At 63.3% G+C, this 15,307-nt stretch carries 15 protein-coding genes; 9 read left to right on the forward strand and 6 right to left on the reverse strand.

Going from position 1 to position 15,307, the window contains the following annotated elements; all coding sequences use genetic code 11:
• Window positions 1-672 carry an ectoine/hydroxyectoine ABC transporter permease subunit EhuC gene (gene ehuC, locus EV686_RS05810; RefSeq protein ID WP_132474443.1) on the reverse strand — a complete coding sequence of 224 codons (672 nt, stop codon included), beginning with the start codon at window positions 670-672 and terminating at the stop codon, window positions 1-3.
• Window positions 673-814: 142 nt separating this feature from the next.
• Window positions 815-1,711 carry an ectoine/hydroxyectoine ABC transporter substrate-binding protein EhuB gene (gene ehuB / locus EV686_RS05815; protein ID WP_132474445.1) on the reverse strand — a complete coding sequence of 299 codons (897 nt, stop codon included), beginning with the start codon at window positions 1,709-1,711 and terminating at the stop codon, window positions 815-817.
• 443 nt (window positions 1,712-2,154) lie between these two features.
• Between ehuB and EV686_RS05820 the strand changes: the two genes are divergently transcribed.
• Window positions 2,155-2,934, forward strand: a complete 780-nt coding sequence (locus EV686_RS05820; protein WP_279389452.1) for a YggS family pyridoxal phosphate-dependent enzyme — start codon at window positions 2,155-2,157, stop codon at window positions 2,932-2,934.
• A complete protein-coding gene (locus EV686_RS05825; RefSeq protein WP_132474449.1) occupies window positions 2,931-3,356 on the forward strand; it encodes an acyl-CoA thioesterase in 426 nt (141 codons plus the stop codon). The genes EV686_RS05820 and EV686_RS05825 overlap by 4 nt, the downstream gene beginning before the upstream one ends.
• Before the next feature lie 14 nt (window positions 3,357-3,370).
• Here EV686_RS05825 and EV686_RS05830 read toward each other — a convergent pair whose 3' ends face one another.
• The 3 genes from EV686_RS05830 to EV686_RS05840 form a co-directional block, all read right to left on the reverse strand.
• Window positions 3,371-4,324, reverse strand: coding sequence for a nickel/cobalt transporter (locus EV686_RS05830; RefSeq protein ID WP_165972515.1), 954 nt, complete (start codon window positions 4,322-4,324; stop codon window positions 3,371-3,373).
• 23 nt (window positions 4,325-4,347) lie between these two features.
• A complete protein-coding gene (locus EV686_RS05835; protein ID WP_165972516.1) occupies window positions 4,348-4,974 on the reverse strand; it encodes a DUF1007 family protein in 627 nt (208 codons plus the stop codon).
• A gap of 85 nt (window positions 4,975-5,059) precedes the next feature.
• Window positions 5,060-6,013 carry a YicC family protein gene (locus tag EV686_RS05840; RefSeq protein WP_132474455.1) on the reverse strand — a complete coding sequence of 318 codons (954 nt, stop codon included), beginning with the start codon at window positions 6,011-6,013 and terminating at the stop codon, window positions 5,060-5,062.
• A 313-nt stretch (window positions 6,014-6,326) separates the two neighbouring features.
• Here EV686_RS05840 and rph point away from each other — a divergent pair, with 313 nt between their 5' ends.
• From rph to ntrC, 7 genes are all read left to right on the forward strand, one after another.
• The gene (gene rph, locus EV686_RS05845) at window positions 6,327-7,073 is read left to right on the forward strand and encodes a ribonuclease PH (RefSeq protein WP_132474457.1); all 747 of its coding nucleotides are present in this window, start codon (window positions 6,327-6,329) and stop codon (window positions 7,071-7,073) included.
• 39 nt (window positions 7,074-7,112) lie between these two features.
• Window positions 7,113-8,096 carry a serine O-acetyltransferase EpsC gene (gene epsC / locus EV686_RS05850; RefSeq protein WP_132474459.1) on the forward strand — a complete coding sequence of 328 codons (984 nt, stop codon included), beginning with the start codon at window positions 7,113-7,115 and terminating at the stop codon, window positions 8,094-8,096.
• Between the two features lie 24 nt (window positions 8,097-8,120).
• Entirely contained in the window at window positions 8,121-8,765 is a 645-nt protein-coding gene (gene rdgB, locus EV686_RS05855) for an RdgB/HAM1 family non-canonical purine NTP pyrophosphatase (RefSeq protein WP_132474461.1), read from the forward strand.
• Window positions 8,766-8,828: 63 nt separating this feature from the next.
• Window positions 8,829-9,992, forward strand: coding sequence for a radical SAM family heme chaperone HemW (gene hemW, locus EV686_RS05860; protein ID WP_243650780.1), 1,164 nt, complete (start codon window positions 8,829-8,831; stop codon window positions 9,990-9,992).
• Between the two features lie 276 nt (window positions 9,993-10,268).
• Window positions 10,269-11,678: a type I glutamate--ammonia ligase gene (gene glnA, locus EV686_RS05865; protein WP_132474463.1), complete on the forward strand. Its 1,410-nt coding sequence runs from the start codon at window positions 10,269-10,271 to the stop codon at window positions 11,676-11,678.
• A 130-nt stretch (window positions 11,679-11,808) separates the two neighbouring features.
• Complete coding sequence (gene glnL / locus EV686_RS05870; RefSeq protein WP_132474465.1) at window positions 11,809-12,900, forward strand: nitrogen regulation protein NR(II); 1,092 nt, start codon at window positions 11,809-11,811, stop codon at window positions 12,898-12,900.
• The gene (gene ntrC, locus EV686_RS05875) at window positions 12,900-14,426 is read left to right on the forward strand and encodes a nitrogen regulation protein NR(I) (protein ID WP_132474467.1); all 1,527 of its coding nucleotides are present in this window, start codon (window positions 12,900-12,902) and stop codon (window positions 14,424-14,426) included. Before glnL ends, ntrC begins: the two co-directional genes overlap by 1 nt.
• 7 nt (window positions 14,427-14,433) lie before the next feature.
• On the opposite strand, the gene EV686_RS05880 is transcribed toward ntrC, so the two are convergent.
• Window positions 14,434-15,276, reverse strand: a complete 843-nt coding sequence (locus EV686_RS05880) for an ABC transporter ATP-binding protein (protein WP_132474469.1) — start codon at window positions 15,274-15,276, stop codon at window positions 14,434-14,436.
• Window positions 15,277-15,307 lie beyond the last annotated feature (31 nt).

Below are 15,307 nucleotides of genomic sequence, written 5' to 3' on the forward strand. Positions count from 1 at the left end.
TCATGTCCTCCCTGCGCGCCAGCGGCCTACGGAGCGTTCGAGCAGCTTCATGATTGCCGTGAGCACCAGCGCCATGCCAAAGTACATGAGCAGCAGCATGCTGTAGACAGTCGTGCTGTCCTGAGTGAAGTTGCGGATCTGCTCGGCGCGGAAGGCCAGGTCTCCCAGGCTGATCAGGGAGACCAGGGCCGTGTCCTTGAGATTCTGGACGGCCAGGTTGCCGAAGCTGGGCATCATCTCGGGGATGGCCTGGGGCAGGGCAATGCGCCACAACGTCTGGCGCGGCGTGAAGTCCAGCGCCTTGGCCGCCTCGTATTGCGATGGCGCCACCGACTGGATGGCTCCCCTGACGACTTCCGCGCCATAGGCGCCGATGTTCAGGCTCAGCGCGAGCACCCCGGCCACGAGCGGCGGCAGGCGCAGGTCCACGCCGATCCACTGCCCGAATACGGGCAGGGCGAAGTAGAGCCAGAACAGCTGGACCAGCAGCGAGGTGCCGCGAAAGACTTCGATGAAGCTGATCGAGACCCAGCGCAGCAGGGGATTGTGCGCCAGCTTTCCTATGCCGAAGGCAAAGGCGCACAAGGCGCCGAGTATCGTCGAGTAGAACGTCAGTTGGGCGGTCAGCCATGCCCCTTGCAGCAGGGGAGGCAGATATTCAGTCCAGCTCATGCGGGATACCACCGTTGGTCATGACGGGATCGTGCTCCCGGGGAGAGAACCGGACACGACACGGCCCGCAGGAGCTTGCGCCGCGTCTGGCGGATCCGGGCGGCATTCGAGCCGTGGGGAGAGAGTGCGAATCGCCTGAGGCTCAGCCCGAGCAAAGGTCTTCCGCCGTCTTGGTGAACGAGCCTTCGAGGTCGGCGGCGCTGAAGCCGTACTGGGTCAGGATTTCCTTCCAGGCATCGGTCTTCTTGAACTCGGCCAGTTGTTCATTGACGGCGTCGCGCAGGCTTTCCGAATCTTTGGAGAACGTGAATCCGCCCCAGCTGCGCACGGGCTCGCCGTCGACGACCGGATCGGAGAAGTTTTCGGCGGCCTCTACGCGATCGCTCTTGCCGGCAAGCTCGCTGACCGTAAGACTGGTAGCGGCATATGCGCTCGCCCGTCCTGTGGATACCGTGGAGATGGCATCGGCATTATTGGCGATGGTAACCATTCTGTCGGCTGGGACGCCCAGGGCCTGGAACATCTCCAACTGGTCCGCGCCCGCCATGATGGCGACCTTTTTGTCGGAATCTGCGAAGTCTTCGTAGCGATGGACGTCGTCGGGATTGCCCTTGGCCACCAGCAGGCCTTCGCCATAGGAACTGTTGGGGTTGGAAAAGTGCACCTGCTGGCAGCGCTGCGGCAGGATGGCCATCTCGGCGGCGACCATGTCGAAACGGTTGGCCTGCAGTCCTGGAATGAGAGAGCTGAAGCTGGTGGGAATCCACTCGATGTTGGCTATGCCCAGTTCCTTCACGATGTGCTTGGCCACATCTGGGCCCGCGCCCTTGGCCTCGCCGCTGATGTCCATGTAGCCGTAGGGAATTTCATTGGCGACGGCGATGCGGATCGTGCCCTTGGATTTGATGGCGTCCAGATCGGCCGCTTGGGCGGCGTACGGCGCGGTTGCGGCGAGGGAAACGAGCGTCGCGGCTGCCAATGCCTTAGAGAATGAGTTGTTGGGGCGGATACCCGCTTTGCTGGAATGATGTCTGGTCATGGAGTCTGCCTCTGTCTGTTGTGTTCGCCGGAATCCGGCCTGGAGGAAGCTGCCGGACTCCTCGGCAATCTTGCGCCAGCGCATACCGTAGTGTTCAGCGGGCATGCCGATGCGATGAAGCGTATGAGCCCTGGCTGTTTCTCAGTCTAATCATAGCTAAAGAAATCATACGACAATAAATCATTTCTATGCAAACTAATTAGGGACTGACCACGGGCCAAAGCGAAAGTCTCGGCCTTCAGACCGAGGTCGAGCGAGGTAATATCCGTACGGCGCCGCAGGCGCCCCCGTATGGTGACGAGGAAGCTCTCGACTTCAGGCGGGAATGACTCATCAATGGCTGTCTGGCCGGTTTGCGGATGAGGGGCGGGTCGATTACATTGCGTCTTGATGCTCGATTTTCAGAGCGTTTTGATTGTTTTGTTTGGTTGGGTGATATCGTGGTGAACAAAGACTCCGGAAGTGATTCGTTGGTCCAGCGGCTCGATGCGATCCGTCGACGCATGGACGAGGCAGCCTTGCGCTGCGGCCGCGAGGCGGGCTCGGTCGTGCTGCTTCCCGTTTCCAAGACGTTCGGCGAGCAGGCCATCAGAGAAGCCGTTGCGGCGGGAGAGCGCCGTTTCGGCGAGAACAAGGCGCAAGAGATCCGCGAGAAGTTCGAGCCCTTGTCCGATTGCGGAATCGACTGGGTCATGATCGGCCATCTGCAGACGAACAAGGCCAAGGATATCGCCCGGATGGCTTCCGAGGTCCAGTCGCTGGACCGCAAGGATCTGGCCATCGCTCTGGACCGCAGGTTGCAGCAGGAAGGGCGGGCCATCGACGCCCTGGTGCAGGTCAAGACCTCCTCGGAACCGACCAAATACGGCATGGATCCGGCGGAAGTCGCGGATTTCCTGAGGTTTCTCGCGCGCGACATCTCCACGATCCGGGTGCGCGGCCTGATGACGCTGGCCATCAACGAAAGCAACGACGCCGCGGTACGCTCGTGCTTTCGGCAGTTGCGCGAATTGCGCGACCGCCTGCGCGACGAGACCATCGACGGCGTATCCCTGGACCGCCTTTCCATGGGAATGAGCGGCGATTTCGAGATCGCCATCGAAGAAGGCTCGACGGAGGTGCGGATTGGAACCGCGATCTTCGGCGCGCGCAACTATGGTTCGGACTATTACTGGCCCGAAAACACGAAATCGGGCGCAAAAGACGCCGGAGACGCAGAATGACGACGCACGATACTCCCGGCATCGAAGACTATCCGTTCACGATAACAGAGCGGGTCCGCTACCGCGACACGGATGGCCATGGCCACGTCAACAACGCTGTGTTCGTCACTTACCTGGAAACCGCCCGGGTCGTCATGGTGCAGGAACGCGAAGACCGGCTGCTGGACGAAGGGTGCCAGTATGTCGTGGCGCGGCTGGGCATCGATTTCCTGCGCGAGATTCTCTGCCCGGGAGAAGTGGAGATCGGCATCCGCATGCAAAAGATCGGGCGCAGCTCCTTTACGCTGGACCAAGCTATTTTCCAGGATGGAAAATGCGCCGCGCGGGCAGAAGTGGTCATTGTGCAGATCAATAAGGCGCAGCGCAGGTCTCAGCCGTTCAGCGAGGCGCTGCGTGCCAGACTGCTGGAGTTGCAGCCATAAGGCCCAGGCCGTTGCTACAAGATGGGATGAGGCACTGCGCTCAGCCCTTGCTGGAGCAGGCCGATCCCCATGAGACCGATCGCCGTTCCGCCGATGAGGCCCAGTATGTCGAAAATGGTGGCAGTTCGGTGCCCGGACGCCGTCCCGCGTTGGAAAAAGCGCAGCGCGAGATGTCGAAACGACACGGCCGCCGTGGCCAGGAGGCTCACAGTTGCTGCGGTACCAAGCGACATGGCCAGTACGGCGGCAATGCCGACCCAGCGCAAGTCCAGGGAATAGGCAACAAGCAGTACGAGTATGGCGCCGGTACATGGCCGCATCCCGATGGCTAGGATGATGGGCAGTCCGGTACGCCATGTCAGGGGCTGGTCTATATGCTCGTCCGACAAGCGGTGCGGGCCGCCGCATTCGGCGCAATACGCCCGCATCTTGCCATCGCCTGAAAACAGGGAGCCCTTGGGGCGCTTCGCATGGTGCCAGCGGCGATAGAGCGCTCTTGCGCTGCGCAGGGCCAGCACGGCTCCGAGTAGCGCAACCAGGGCGAAGCTGAGGTTTTCCAGCTGGCCTGCGGCGCCCTGGGTGCGCCGCAGCGAGAAGCTCAGCAGATTGGCCACGACTTCGACGAGAAGCACCGCCACGATGCCCTGGATGATGGCCGACGAGATCGACAGGATCAGGCCGCGCCGCAAACGCATCCTGCTGGTACCCAGGTAGGTAGCAATCACCGCTTTGCCGTGGCCGGGGCCGGCCGCATGGAAAATGCCGTAGAGCAGGCTGATCCCGATGAGCGGCCACGTCGCGGCCCATCCTTGCCGGGAGACCTGGCGCATGGCAGAGGCAAGTTGCTGGTGCAAGTCGGCCTGTGTCGTCATGATCCAGGCCAGAAGCCTGTTCCATGCGTCGTAGCGGTCCAGCAGCCCCCATGCCAGGACGACCAGGATGCCGGCCAGGGCGCATCCGGCCAGCATGCGAGCGCTCCTCTTGCCACGTATCATTTGCATCGGATATGCACCTTTTCCGCGAAGAGATCGCCCAGCGTGTCGTCGGGCGAGGCTCCGCGGTCCAGGGCGAACGCGCGCGCAATGGTTGCTGGAGACGGATTGGGCGGTTCGACGTGGACCCGGCAATGATTTTTTTCTTTGCTCTTGATGGAGGGCGGATCGTCTGGACGATGGACCATCCGAATGAAATAGGTGGGGTCGTACACGGAGAACTGGACGGCGTGGTGCTGGGGATCCACGGGCCTGGCAAGGGGAGCGGTAAAGGACAGCAGCAATTGCTCGCCCTTCATTTCGCTTTTGAACTGCGTGACGGTGTCTATCTGGACCGGACGGCCATCCTCGGCGACCTTCATGAAATAGCCATAGGGGCCAAGGTTCCCGATGACCTCGGCGGCGAAGTCGCGAACGGCCACCTCTTTCTCCGCGCCATTATCGGCCAAGCCCTCGAGAATGGCCGAGCTGTACATATCGTCGAACAGCCACTCCTCCTCGATGGCTGAAATCAGACCCTCGGCCGACATGACGATCGTGCTTCGCACATCGATCCATGCGTGAGGGTGGGCATGCAGGCCAAGTGGAACAAGCGCCAGGACAAGCGCGGCAAGTCGTCTATTCATGCTGCTGTTGCGGCCTCTCGGCAGTACCGATGCTCGCTTGTAGCGTTGGGTGCCTTTCGGGTGGTGCATCAGGCGTGCTGGAGTCCTACTCGATATTCTGCGCCTGTTCCCGCAACTGCTCGATCAGCAGCTTCAGGTCGATGGCGGCGCGGGTTACGGTCAGGCTGGCTGATTTCGAGCCCAGGGTATTGGCTTCGCGGTTCATTTCCTGGAACAGGAAGTCCAGGCGCTTGCCTGTGCTGCCGGCTTTTTTCGCGGGAGCAGCGGAAGAGTGCGAGCCATTGCTCCGAGACTCGGCGGGCGCCAGCAGATGGCGCAGTTCACTGATGTGCGAACGCAGCCGGGCCAGCTCTTCCGCAATGTCCACGCGCAGCGAGAACAGCGATGATTCCTGGGCGATGCGCGCCGACAGTTCTGCGCCGCTGATCTGCGCGAACCCTTCGGGGCTGACGGCATTGAGGGCGTCCTGCAGCTTGCGCGCGATCTTGGATCGATGCTCCTCCAGCAGGGCGGGCTGCTCTTGCTCGATCTGATCCACGATTTGCTGCATCTGCCCGGCCTGTTCGAGCATGGCGGTTGCCAGCCTGGCGCCTTCGCGCAGCCGGTTGGCCTGCAGCTCGGCCAGGGCCTGTTCCGCGGCCTGCAGGCACATGGGAACCCAGGTGTCCGGCTCCATGCCCCTGCCATCGTTTCCGCCCGAGGACGCCTGAAGCAATTCCTCGAGCCGGGGCGCGGGTGTATCGGGGATGACGGACCTGGCCTGCGCGAGCAGGTCCGCCTGATCCTCGAGAATGCCGGCGTCGAGCGTGCGCACAGTGCGCGCGACCGCCAGGGAGTAGCTCAGACGTGCATCGATCTTGCCTCGGTTCAGTGTTCTGCCGATCAGTTCGCGCAAGGGTTGTTCGGCGGCGCGCAAGTCGTCGGGCAGCCTGAGGCTGACGTCGAGAAAGCGGTTGTTGACGGTGCGAAACTCCAGGCTGACGCTGCCCGCTTCGTTTTCGACGCGGGCACTGCCAAACGCTGTCATGCTGGAAATCATGTGTGTTCCTGATTCGATGTGAAAAAGATGCCTGGGCGCGGGGCCTTCATCCCGGGACGACCCGGCGATGAGAACGGCGGCCTCCATTATCGCCCACGGCGCGCGCAATCGTGCAGTCATGCGGGACAAGGTTTACACTGTGAGTCGCTCCCGCCTGAAGTCGGGAGCTTCCTCGCCACCATACAGAGGCGCCTGCGGCGCCGTATGGACACTGCCTCGCTTGACCTCGGCCTGAAGGCCGAGGTTTGCGCTTTGGCACGTGGTCAGGCTTTACGGCGCCCCATGCGGCGCAGGCAGTTTGCGGGAGTTTCTTTTGCCAGAAAATACTTTTCAGCGTCCTTCCGGACGCGCGCCCGACCAGCTTCGCAATATCTCCCTGGAGCCGGGCTTTACGCGCCATGCGGAAGGATCCGTGCTCATTCGCGCCGGCGATACACATGTGCTTTGCAATGCCAGCGTGCTGGAGAAGGTGCCTCCTTTTTTGAAGGGAAAAGGCCAGGGCTGGGTCACGGCGGAATACGGCATGCTGCCCAGGTCGACGCATACTCGCTCCGACCGTGAAGCGGCCAAGGGCAAGCAGTCGGGACGCACCCAGGAAATCCAGCGGCTCATCGGCCGCAGCCTGCGCGCGGTATTCGATCTGTCCTTGCTGGGCGAGCGCACGCTGCATATCGATTGCGATGTCCTGCAGGCCGACGGCGGTACGCGCTGCGCCAGTATCACGGGCGCCTGGCTGGCAAGCGCCATCGCGGTGCAGCGATTGATGCGCGAGGGCATCCTGCAGCAGGATCCAATCATCGGCAGCGTGGCAGCCGTTTCCACGGGGCTGGTCGATGGCCGGGCGGTGCTCGACCTGGACTACCAGGAGGACTCGTCCTGCGATGCCGATATGAACATTGTCATGACGGGCGAGGGCGGCTTCGTCGAGGTACAGGGCACGGCGGAAGGCAGGGCGTTCGACCGCCAGGCGCTGGACAGCCTCATGGACCTGGCACGGCAGGGCATCGCATCGCTGACGCGGCTGCAGCTGGAGGCGCTGGGCAAAGCGTCCGGCCGCTGAGACCGCGCTCGTTCGCAACATAATGGAGATCATGGAAACATGGTGAACAACAAACGGGTTTTCGCGACTCTGACTCCGGAAGCCGACAGCGACTGGAAGCTTCAGGAACTCGTGAGCGCGCTGCGGCACTCGCGCGAGCAGACGCACCACATCCGCCATCGGGGCGGCGTACGCGAGCTGCCCTCCCTGGAAGCGCTCGAGGTCATCCTGGGCGATCTGTCCTCCTCGCTGTTTCCCACGCACTACGGCCCGTCCGACCTGACGGACGGCAGCATCGATTATTTCGTGGGCAATACGCTGGGCAATGCGCTCAATGCGCTGGCTGAGCAAGTCAGGCGCAGCCTGCGGTTCCGTCCGCAGGCAGAAGAGCGCAGTCCCTATCCGCTGGACGATGAAGAGCTTCTGCGCGACAAGGCGCTGGAATTGACGGCCCGTTTTGCTGCGCAACTGCCGGAAATCCGCAACCTTCTGGTCAGCGACGTGCGCGCCGCCTATGCTGGAGACCCCGCGGCGTCGCACATGGCCGAAATCCTGCTGTGCTATCCGGGCATGCGCGCCATCATGTGCCATCGCATGGCGCATGCGCTGTACCGGATGGATCTGAAATTCCTGGCCAGGATGATCGCCAGCCTGTCGCAGCGGGAGACGGGCATCGACATCAACCCCGGAGCACAGATCGGCGCAAGCTTCTTCATCGATCACGGCATCGGCGTGGTCATTGGAGAAACCACGATCATCGGCGAGCGCGTACGCCTCTATCAGCATGTGACGCTGGGCGCCAAGAGCTTTGCGGCGGACGAGAAGGGGATGCTGATCAAGGGGCATCCACGCCACCCCATCGTCGAGGACGATGTGGTCATCTATGCTGGCGCCACGATCCTCGGCAGAGTGACGATCGGCGCAGGTTCCACCATCGGGGGCAATGTCTGGCTGACGCAGAGCGTGCCGCCGGGAAGCTCTGTGACCCAGGCGCAGATGCGCAGCGTCTGCGAAGACGATGGCGCGCGCGCGGCGCAGCCCTGAACAAGTATTGCCTACGGTATCTTCATGTCCGAAACTCTATCTTCCACACCTCTCCCCGACGGCAAGGACATTGTTCTGGCCTCCAATAACGCAGGCAAGCTGCGCGAGTTTTCCGCCATTCTCGGCACGGCGGGGTTCCGCATGATCGCCCAGGGCGAGCTTGGCGTTCCGGAAGCGGAGGAGCCTTATTTCACGTTCCTGGAAAATGCGCTGGCCAAGGCCCGCCATGCCAGCCTCCTCACCGGCCGGCCGGCGCTGGCGGACGATTCAGGCCTGTGCGTCGATGCGCTTGCAGGAGCTCCCGGCGTCATGTCGGCACGCTACGCCATGCTTGCCGGCGGAGAGCGCTCCGATGCCGCCAACAATGCGCATCTGGTGCGCGAACTGCAAGGCCAGCCCAACCGTAAGGCGCGCTATGTCGCTGTCCTGGTCTATGTCGGCCATGTCGACGATCCCTGTCCCATCGTGGCGCAGGGAGAGTGGGCGGGCGAGATCGTGGACGAGCCCAAGGGTGGAAACGGTTTCGGCTACGACCCCCACTTCTATATTCCCGCGCAGGGCATGACGGTGGCCGAGCTGGCTCCCGAGGCAAAGAACCGCATCAGCCATCGCGGCCAGGCCTTGCAGGCGTTGCTGACGGCCCTGAAAGCCCGGGAAGGAGCAGTCTGAGTGTCAGCCCGGGCAGATTCCCAGATGAAAGCGCGTCCCAAGGTCAGGGCGCGTGATCCCTCCATGCTGTCGGGCAGGCCGCAGTTCTCGTCCTTGCCGCCTTTGTCCTTATATGTGCATGTGCCCTGGTGCGTGCGCAAGTGTCCTTATTGCGATTTCAATTCGCACGCCCTGTCGGGCGAGATTCCCGAGCAGCAGTACCTGCAGGCCCTGAGCGCCGATCTGGAGCAGGCGCTGCCGCTGATCTGGGGGCGCCAGGTCATTTCCGTCTTCATCGGAGGCGGAACGCCGAGCCTGCTGTCGGCTTCGGCCATGGATCAGTTGCTGGCGATGCTGCGCGCATGCCTCAACCTGCTGCCGGACGCGGAGATCACGATCGAGGCGAATCCCGGAGCGACGGAAGCGGGGCGGCTGCGGGACTACGCCGCCAGCGGCGTCAACCGGGTTTCGCTCGGCATACAGTCGTTCGACGACAGGGCGCTGAAGACGCTGGGCCGCATCCACGACGCGGACCAAGCGCGCAAGGCCATCGCCATTGCGCAGCAAGCCGTCTCCCGGATCAACCTGGACATCATGTTCGCACTGCCCGGGCAGGATATGCATGCCATGGAGCGCGATCTGCGCGAAGCCATGTCGTTCGGCACGGAGCATCTCTCGTTCTACCACCTGACGCTGGAGCCGAATACCGTATTCGCCAAATATCCACCCAAGATTCCCGATGACGACCTGGGCGCGGCCATGCAGGAGCGGGGCGCCTTGCTGCTGGAACAGGGCGGATGGCGGCGCTACGAGGTGTCCGCGTACGCCAGAGACGGGGCGGAGTGCCGGCACAACCGCAACTATTGGGAATTCGGCGACTATCTCGGCATCGGTCCCGGAGCGCACGGCAAACTTACCTTTCATGACCGCATCGAACGCCATGCAAAGCTGCGCAATCCCGACTCCTGGATGCGCAGTGCAGTGCTGCGCGACGGCAGCCACATTGCGGAAACACGCCAGGTGAGTGCGGAAGAAATCACCTTCGAGTTCATGCTGAATGCCTTGCGCCTCAGGGAGGGCGTGCCCACCAGCTATTACCCCGAGAGGACGGGCTACCCGCTGCTGCAGGCGGAGCAGGCCATCCGGAAGGCAGTGGCCCGGGGCCTGATGGACCCTGGCGTGGGCAGGCTGCAGGCCACGCCGCTGGGATGGCAGTTTCTCAACGATCTGCAGGAATCCTTCCTGTAAGCTGTCCAACTGTTGCGTAAGCGTGCGGGCCCATCGGCCCGCACCGGAAAAACGCTCTGTTTGAGGGCGAGAGCCCCGCGCACAAGGCGCGCCACGGGGAGCTTCCGCACCATGACGAGCCATGTTTTGGTGCATAATGCACCATAAGAGTGCATCCATCCATAGTCAGACTGCCTGTGTCCCGCGCAGTTCAGGGCGGGAACCCGCTGGCACGGGTTTTGCTTTATGGTTCATGCAACGCCACTTATTTTCGACTCTATCCAGGCAGGAGCCCCCATGTCCACAAATGAAGATGTCATCAAACTGATCGCCGAACGCGAAATCGCTTTCGTGGATCTGCGCTTTACCGATACGCTGGGCCGCGAGCATCACATGACCCTGCCTGCGCACACCGTAGACGAAGAAAAACTCGAATCCGGGCAGGCGTTCGACGGTTCGTCGCTGCCGGGCTGGAAGGGTATCGAAGCCTCCGACATGGTCCTGATCCCCGACGCAAAGACGGCACGCATGGATCCGTTTCGCGAAGAGCCCACGCTGATCCTGACGGCCGACGTGGTCGAGCCTTCCGATCTCAAGGGCTATGAGCGCGATCCTCGTTCGCTGGCCAAGCGTGCGGAAGCCTACCTGAAGTCTTCCGGCCTGGGCGATACTGCCTATTTCGGTCCGGAACCTGAATTCTTCGTCTTCGACGGTGTCAGCTGGAACGACGACATGTCGGGCAGCTTCGTCAAGATCCATTCGGACGAAGGGCCGTGGTCTCGCGCCAACGACGAGAAGAACAATCTGGGCCATCGTCCCACCGTCAAGGGCGGCTATGTGCCGGTTCCTCCTGTCGATTCGTTTCATGACATGCGCTCCGAAATGAGCCTGCTGCTGGAACAGCAGGGCGTACCCGTCGAAGTGCACCACCACGAAGTGGCCGGCGCCGGACAGCTGGAAATAGGCACGAAGTTCAGCACGCTGGTCGAGCGCGCCGACTGGAACCAGATCCTGAAGTACACCATCCTGAACGTTGCGCATGTCTACGGCAAGACCGCCACATTCATGCCCAAGCCCATCGTCGGCGACAACGGTTCGGGCATGCACGTGCACCAGTCCATCTGGAAGGATGGCCAGAACCTGTTCGCGGGCAACGGCTATGCAGGCCTGTCGGAATTCGCGCTGTACTACATTGGCGGCATCATCAAGCACGCGCGCGCGCTCAATGCCATCACCAACCCGGCGACCAACTCGTACAAGCGCCTGGTGCCTCACTACGAGGCTCCCATCAAGCTGGCGTATTCGGCCCGCAATCGCTCGGCATCCATCCGTATTCCGTACGTGAGCAGCCCCAAGGCGCGCCGCGTCGAGGCCCGCTTCCCGGATCCCATGGCCAATCCGTACCTGGCATTCTCGGCATTGATGATGGCGGGCCTGGACGGCGTGCAGAACAAGATCCACCCCGGCGATCCCGCCGACAAGAATCTGTACGATCTGCCGCCGGAAGAGGATGCGAAGATCCCGACCGTCTGCGCGTCGCTGGAAGAGGCCTTGGCGGCCCTGGATGCGGACCGCGAGTTCCTGACCCGCGGCGGCGTATTCACGAACGATCTGCTGGATGCCTACATCGCCCTGAAGATGGGGGAGGTCACTCGCCTGCGCATGACGCCGCATCCGGTCGAGTTCGACATGTACTACAGCCTCTGATCCGACGGCCGCTCGCGGCTCAGGATATTGCAGCCCGGTGCGACATGCGTCGCGCCGGCGGCTTCCTGCCGCCTTGGCTGGGGCGGGAAGCCATGAATGAGGCCCGACAGCATTCTGCACGGAACATGCCATGGATCTTGCCGCCTACGATGTGCTTTCCACCGCCGTCCTGATGCTGGGCGAGCAGGGCGCCGTGGCGCATGCCAATGCCGCGGCGGAAGAGCTGTTCGGCGTCTCGCGCAAGGTGCTGCAGGGCGTGCTGGCGCAGGACCTGTTCGAGCCGGACGAGGTGTTGCAGAACCGGCTTCCCGGCGCGCTACGGGGCGAATACGGCACGCTGCATTATGCGCTGATCGCCAGGCGCAGGACTGGCGACGTGCCGGTCAACATGACGCTGTTGCCGCTTGCGGGAGCGCCATGGGCGGCAGTGCTGGAACTGCGCACGCCGGAACGTGAGCAGTTGCTCGACAGGCATCACGCCATGACGCGCGAGCGCGAATCCCAGCGTTCGCTGTTGCGCAATCTTGCGCACGAGATCAAGAATCCGCTGGGCGGGATACGCGGCGCGGCGCAACTGCTGGACGGGGAACTGGCCAGTCTGGAGCGCACGGGCGGCGATCCTTCGCTGCGCGACTATACCCGGGTCATCGTGGCCGAAACGGGGCGTCTGTCGGCGTTGATCGATCGCCTGATCGCGCCGCAGGGAGAAGCGCTGCAGCTGTCGACCTTCAATATCCACGAGGTCTGCGAGCGAGTCTACACCCTGGTGCGCTCGGAGTTCGCCGACCGGTTCGAGATCGTGCGCGACTACGACTCCTCGGTGCCGGACGTGAGCGGCGATTTCCAGCGCCTGGTCCAAACCTTGCTGAACATGGCGCGCAATGCGGGGCAGGCGCTGACGGAAGGCCGCCGCAGCGAGGCTGGCCGGGAGTACGGCGAGCCGCGGCTGACGCTGCGCACCCGGATCGGGCATTGCCTGTATCTGCCGCACAGCCATGGCGGCCTGGCCGTCATTCTGTCGGTCATTGATAACGGACCAGGCGTGCCAGAGTCCCTGAAGGAAACGATTTTTCATCCGCTGGCGACCGGCCGGCCCCAGGGAACCGGCCTGGGGCTCAACCTGGCGCAGGAGTACGCGCAGCAGCACGGCGGCCTGATCGAGTTCGAGTCACGGCCGGGCCACACGGAATTTCGGCTGATATTGCCGATGGAGATGTCTTGATGAGCGCAGTCTGGATTGTCGATGATGACCAAAGCATCCGCTGGGTGCTCGAAAAGGCGATGGGGCGCGTGTCCCTGCCGGTGCGCAGCTTCGCCTCTGGCGACGAGGCGCTGCTGGCGCTGCAGGGCGCCAGGCCTGCGGTGCTCGTGACCGATATCCGCATGCCGGGCCGCGACGGCCTCAGCCTGCTGAACCGGATTCGCAAGGATTACCCCGAGATCGCTGTCATCGTCATGACGGCATTCAGCGATCTGAGCAGTACGGTCGCCGCCTTCCAGCGCGGCGCCTACGACTACCTGACCAAACCGTTCGATATCGATGCCGCCGTGGCGCTGATCCAGCGGGCCGTCAATGAGCACGGGCAGAAAGCGCCGCCCGTGCCGCAGGCCGAGGATGATACCCTGCTGGAGTCGGCTTCGAACCCGGAGGCATATCCGGCCGCAACGCAGGGCATCGCAAAGAAAGCGCTGCTGCAGTCCGCATCGCCCGCCATGCAGGATGTCTACAGGGCCATCGGGCGCCTGGCCGGCTCCAGCGCGACGGTCCTGATAACAGGAGAGTCCGGCACAGGCAAGGAGCTAGTGGCCAGGGCGCTGCACGAACACAGCGCGCGGGCCAAGGGGCCTTTCGTCGCGTTGAATGCGGCCGCCATACCGAAGGATCTGCTCGAGGCTGAGCTGTTTGGCCACGAACGCGGCGCCTTCACCGGCGCGGCGCAATCGCGCCGGGGCCGCTTCGAGGAGGCGGATGGAGGCACGCTGTTCCTGGACGAAATCGGCGACATGCCTTTCGAATTGCAGACGCGTCTGCTGCGAGTATTGGCCGACGGCTGTTTCTACCGCATCGGAGGCTCGCAGGCTGTGAAGGTGGATGTCCGCATCGTGACCGCCACGCACCAGCCGCTGGAGCAGCGCGTGGCGCAAGGCCAGTTCCGCGAAGACCTGTTCCATCGCCTGAACGTGATTCGCCTGCGGCTGCCAGCGCTGCGCGACCGGAAAGAGGACATCCCGGCCCTGGCCCGCCTGTTCCTGCAGAACAGCGCCGGCAGCCTGGGCGTCCCGGTACGCATCCTGGAGGACGACGCCATGCGGGCCCTTCAGGCGTTCGACTATCCGGGCAATGTACGTCAGCTCGAGAACATCTGCCAATGGCTGAGCGTGATGGCGCCGAGCCAGCGCGTGCATGCCAGGGATCTGCCTCCGGAAGTCCTGGAGAAGGATGTCCGGCAGCCTGGCGAGCCGTTCTCCGATGCAGCTCCCGGAGCCACAGCCGCGGGCGCGGCCGGAGGTGAACCGGAGCAGGGCGGTGCGGGATGGCTGGCGTTGCTGGAGGAGGATGTGTCCGGCAGGCTGGCATGCAATGAGCCCGCCCTGATGAGCTCCATGCTGCGGGATTTCGAGAAAGTGCTGATCGCCGCCGCCTTGCGGCATACGCACGGTCGCAGGGCGGAAGCGGCCATGCGGCTTGGGATCGGCAGGAACACGCTGACGCGCAAGTGCGCCGAACTGGGGCTGGATGATCGCTGACGCGGTCCTAAGGGTGGCGGCTGCCGGTCGAAGCGCCGCGCATCGAGGCGTTCGCGCGGCTGCTCATCAATGATTCCCGACGAATGAATTCGGCCACGAAGTCGTTGGCGGGATGATGATGCAGCCGCCATGGGCTGTCCCACTGCTCGATTTTTCCTTCTCGCATGATGCCTATCTGGTCGGCTATGGCGAAGGCTTCGGCCTGGTTGTGCGTGACCAGCAGCGCGGTGTGGCCGGTGCGCTTGAGGATATCGCGCACTTCGTAGGCCAGGCGTTCGCGCGTGTCGACGTCCAGGTTCGAAAACGGCTCGTCCAGCAACAGCAGTTCCGGTTCCGGCGCCAATGCCCTGGCCAGGGCGACGCGCTGCTGCTGCCCTCCGGATAATTCGTGCGGATAGCTGCGCGCCAGCGCCGAAAGTCCTACCAGCTCCAGCATTTCGGCGGTGCGCCGGAGGCGCTCCGCTGCGGGCCGCTTGCGCAGGCCGAAGGCCACGTTGCCCTCCACCGTCAAATGGGGGAACAGAGCATAGTCCTGGAACATCATGCCCACGCGGCGGCGCTCCGGAAGCACCTGGATGCCATCGCCGGACAGCGTTTCGCTGCCCAGGCGGATGACCCCCGAACGCAACGGCTCGAAGCCGGCGATGGCGCGCAATATCGTGGTTTTGCCGCAGCCCGAAGAGCCCAGCAGGCAGCCGATGGCGCCTTGCTCCAGAGTCAGGGACAAATCGTCGACGACGGCGCGGTAGCCGTTGCGGCTTTCGTAGCCGAGGGATATGCCGTCCAGCACAAGCCGATCGGGCGTAGAGACGGAAGGCGCGTCCGGCGCGGCGCTGAGAGCGGGCGGCATTCCGCTCCTTGGCGAATCGGAGCCACTACTA

Origin of the sequence: Paracandidimonas soli, from assembly GCF_004342005.1 — a bacterium.
GTDB classification, from domain to species: domain Bacteria; phylum Pseudomonadota; class Gammaproteobacteria; order Burkholderiales; family Burkholderiaceae_B; genus Paracandidimonas; species Paracandidimonas soli.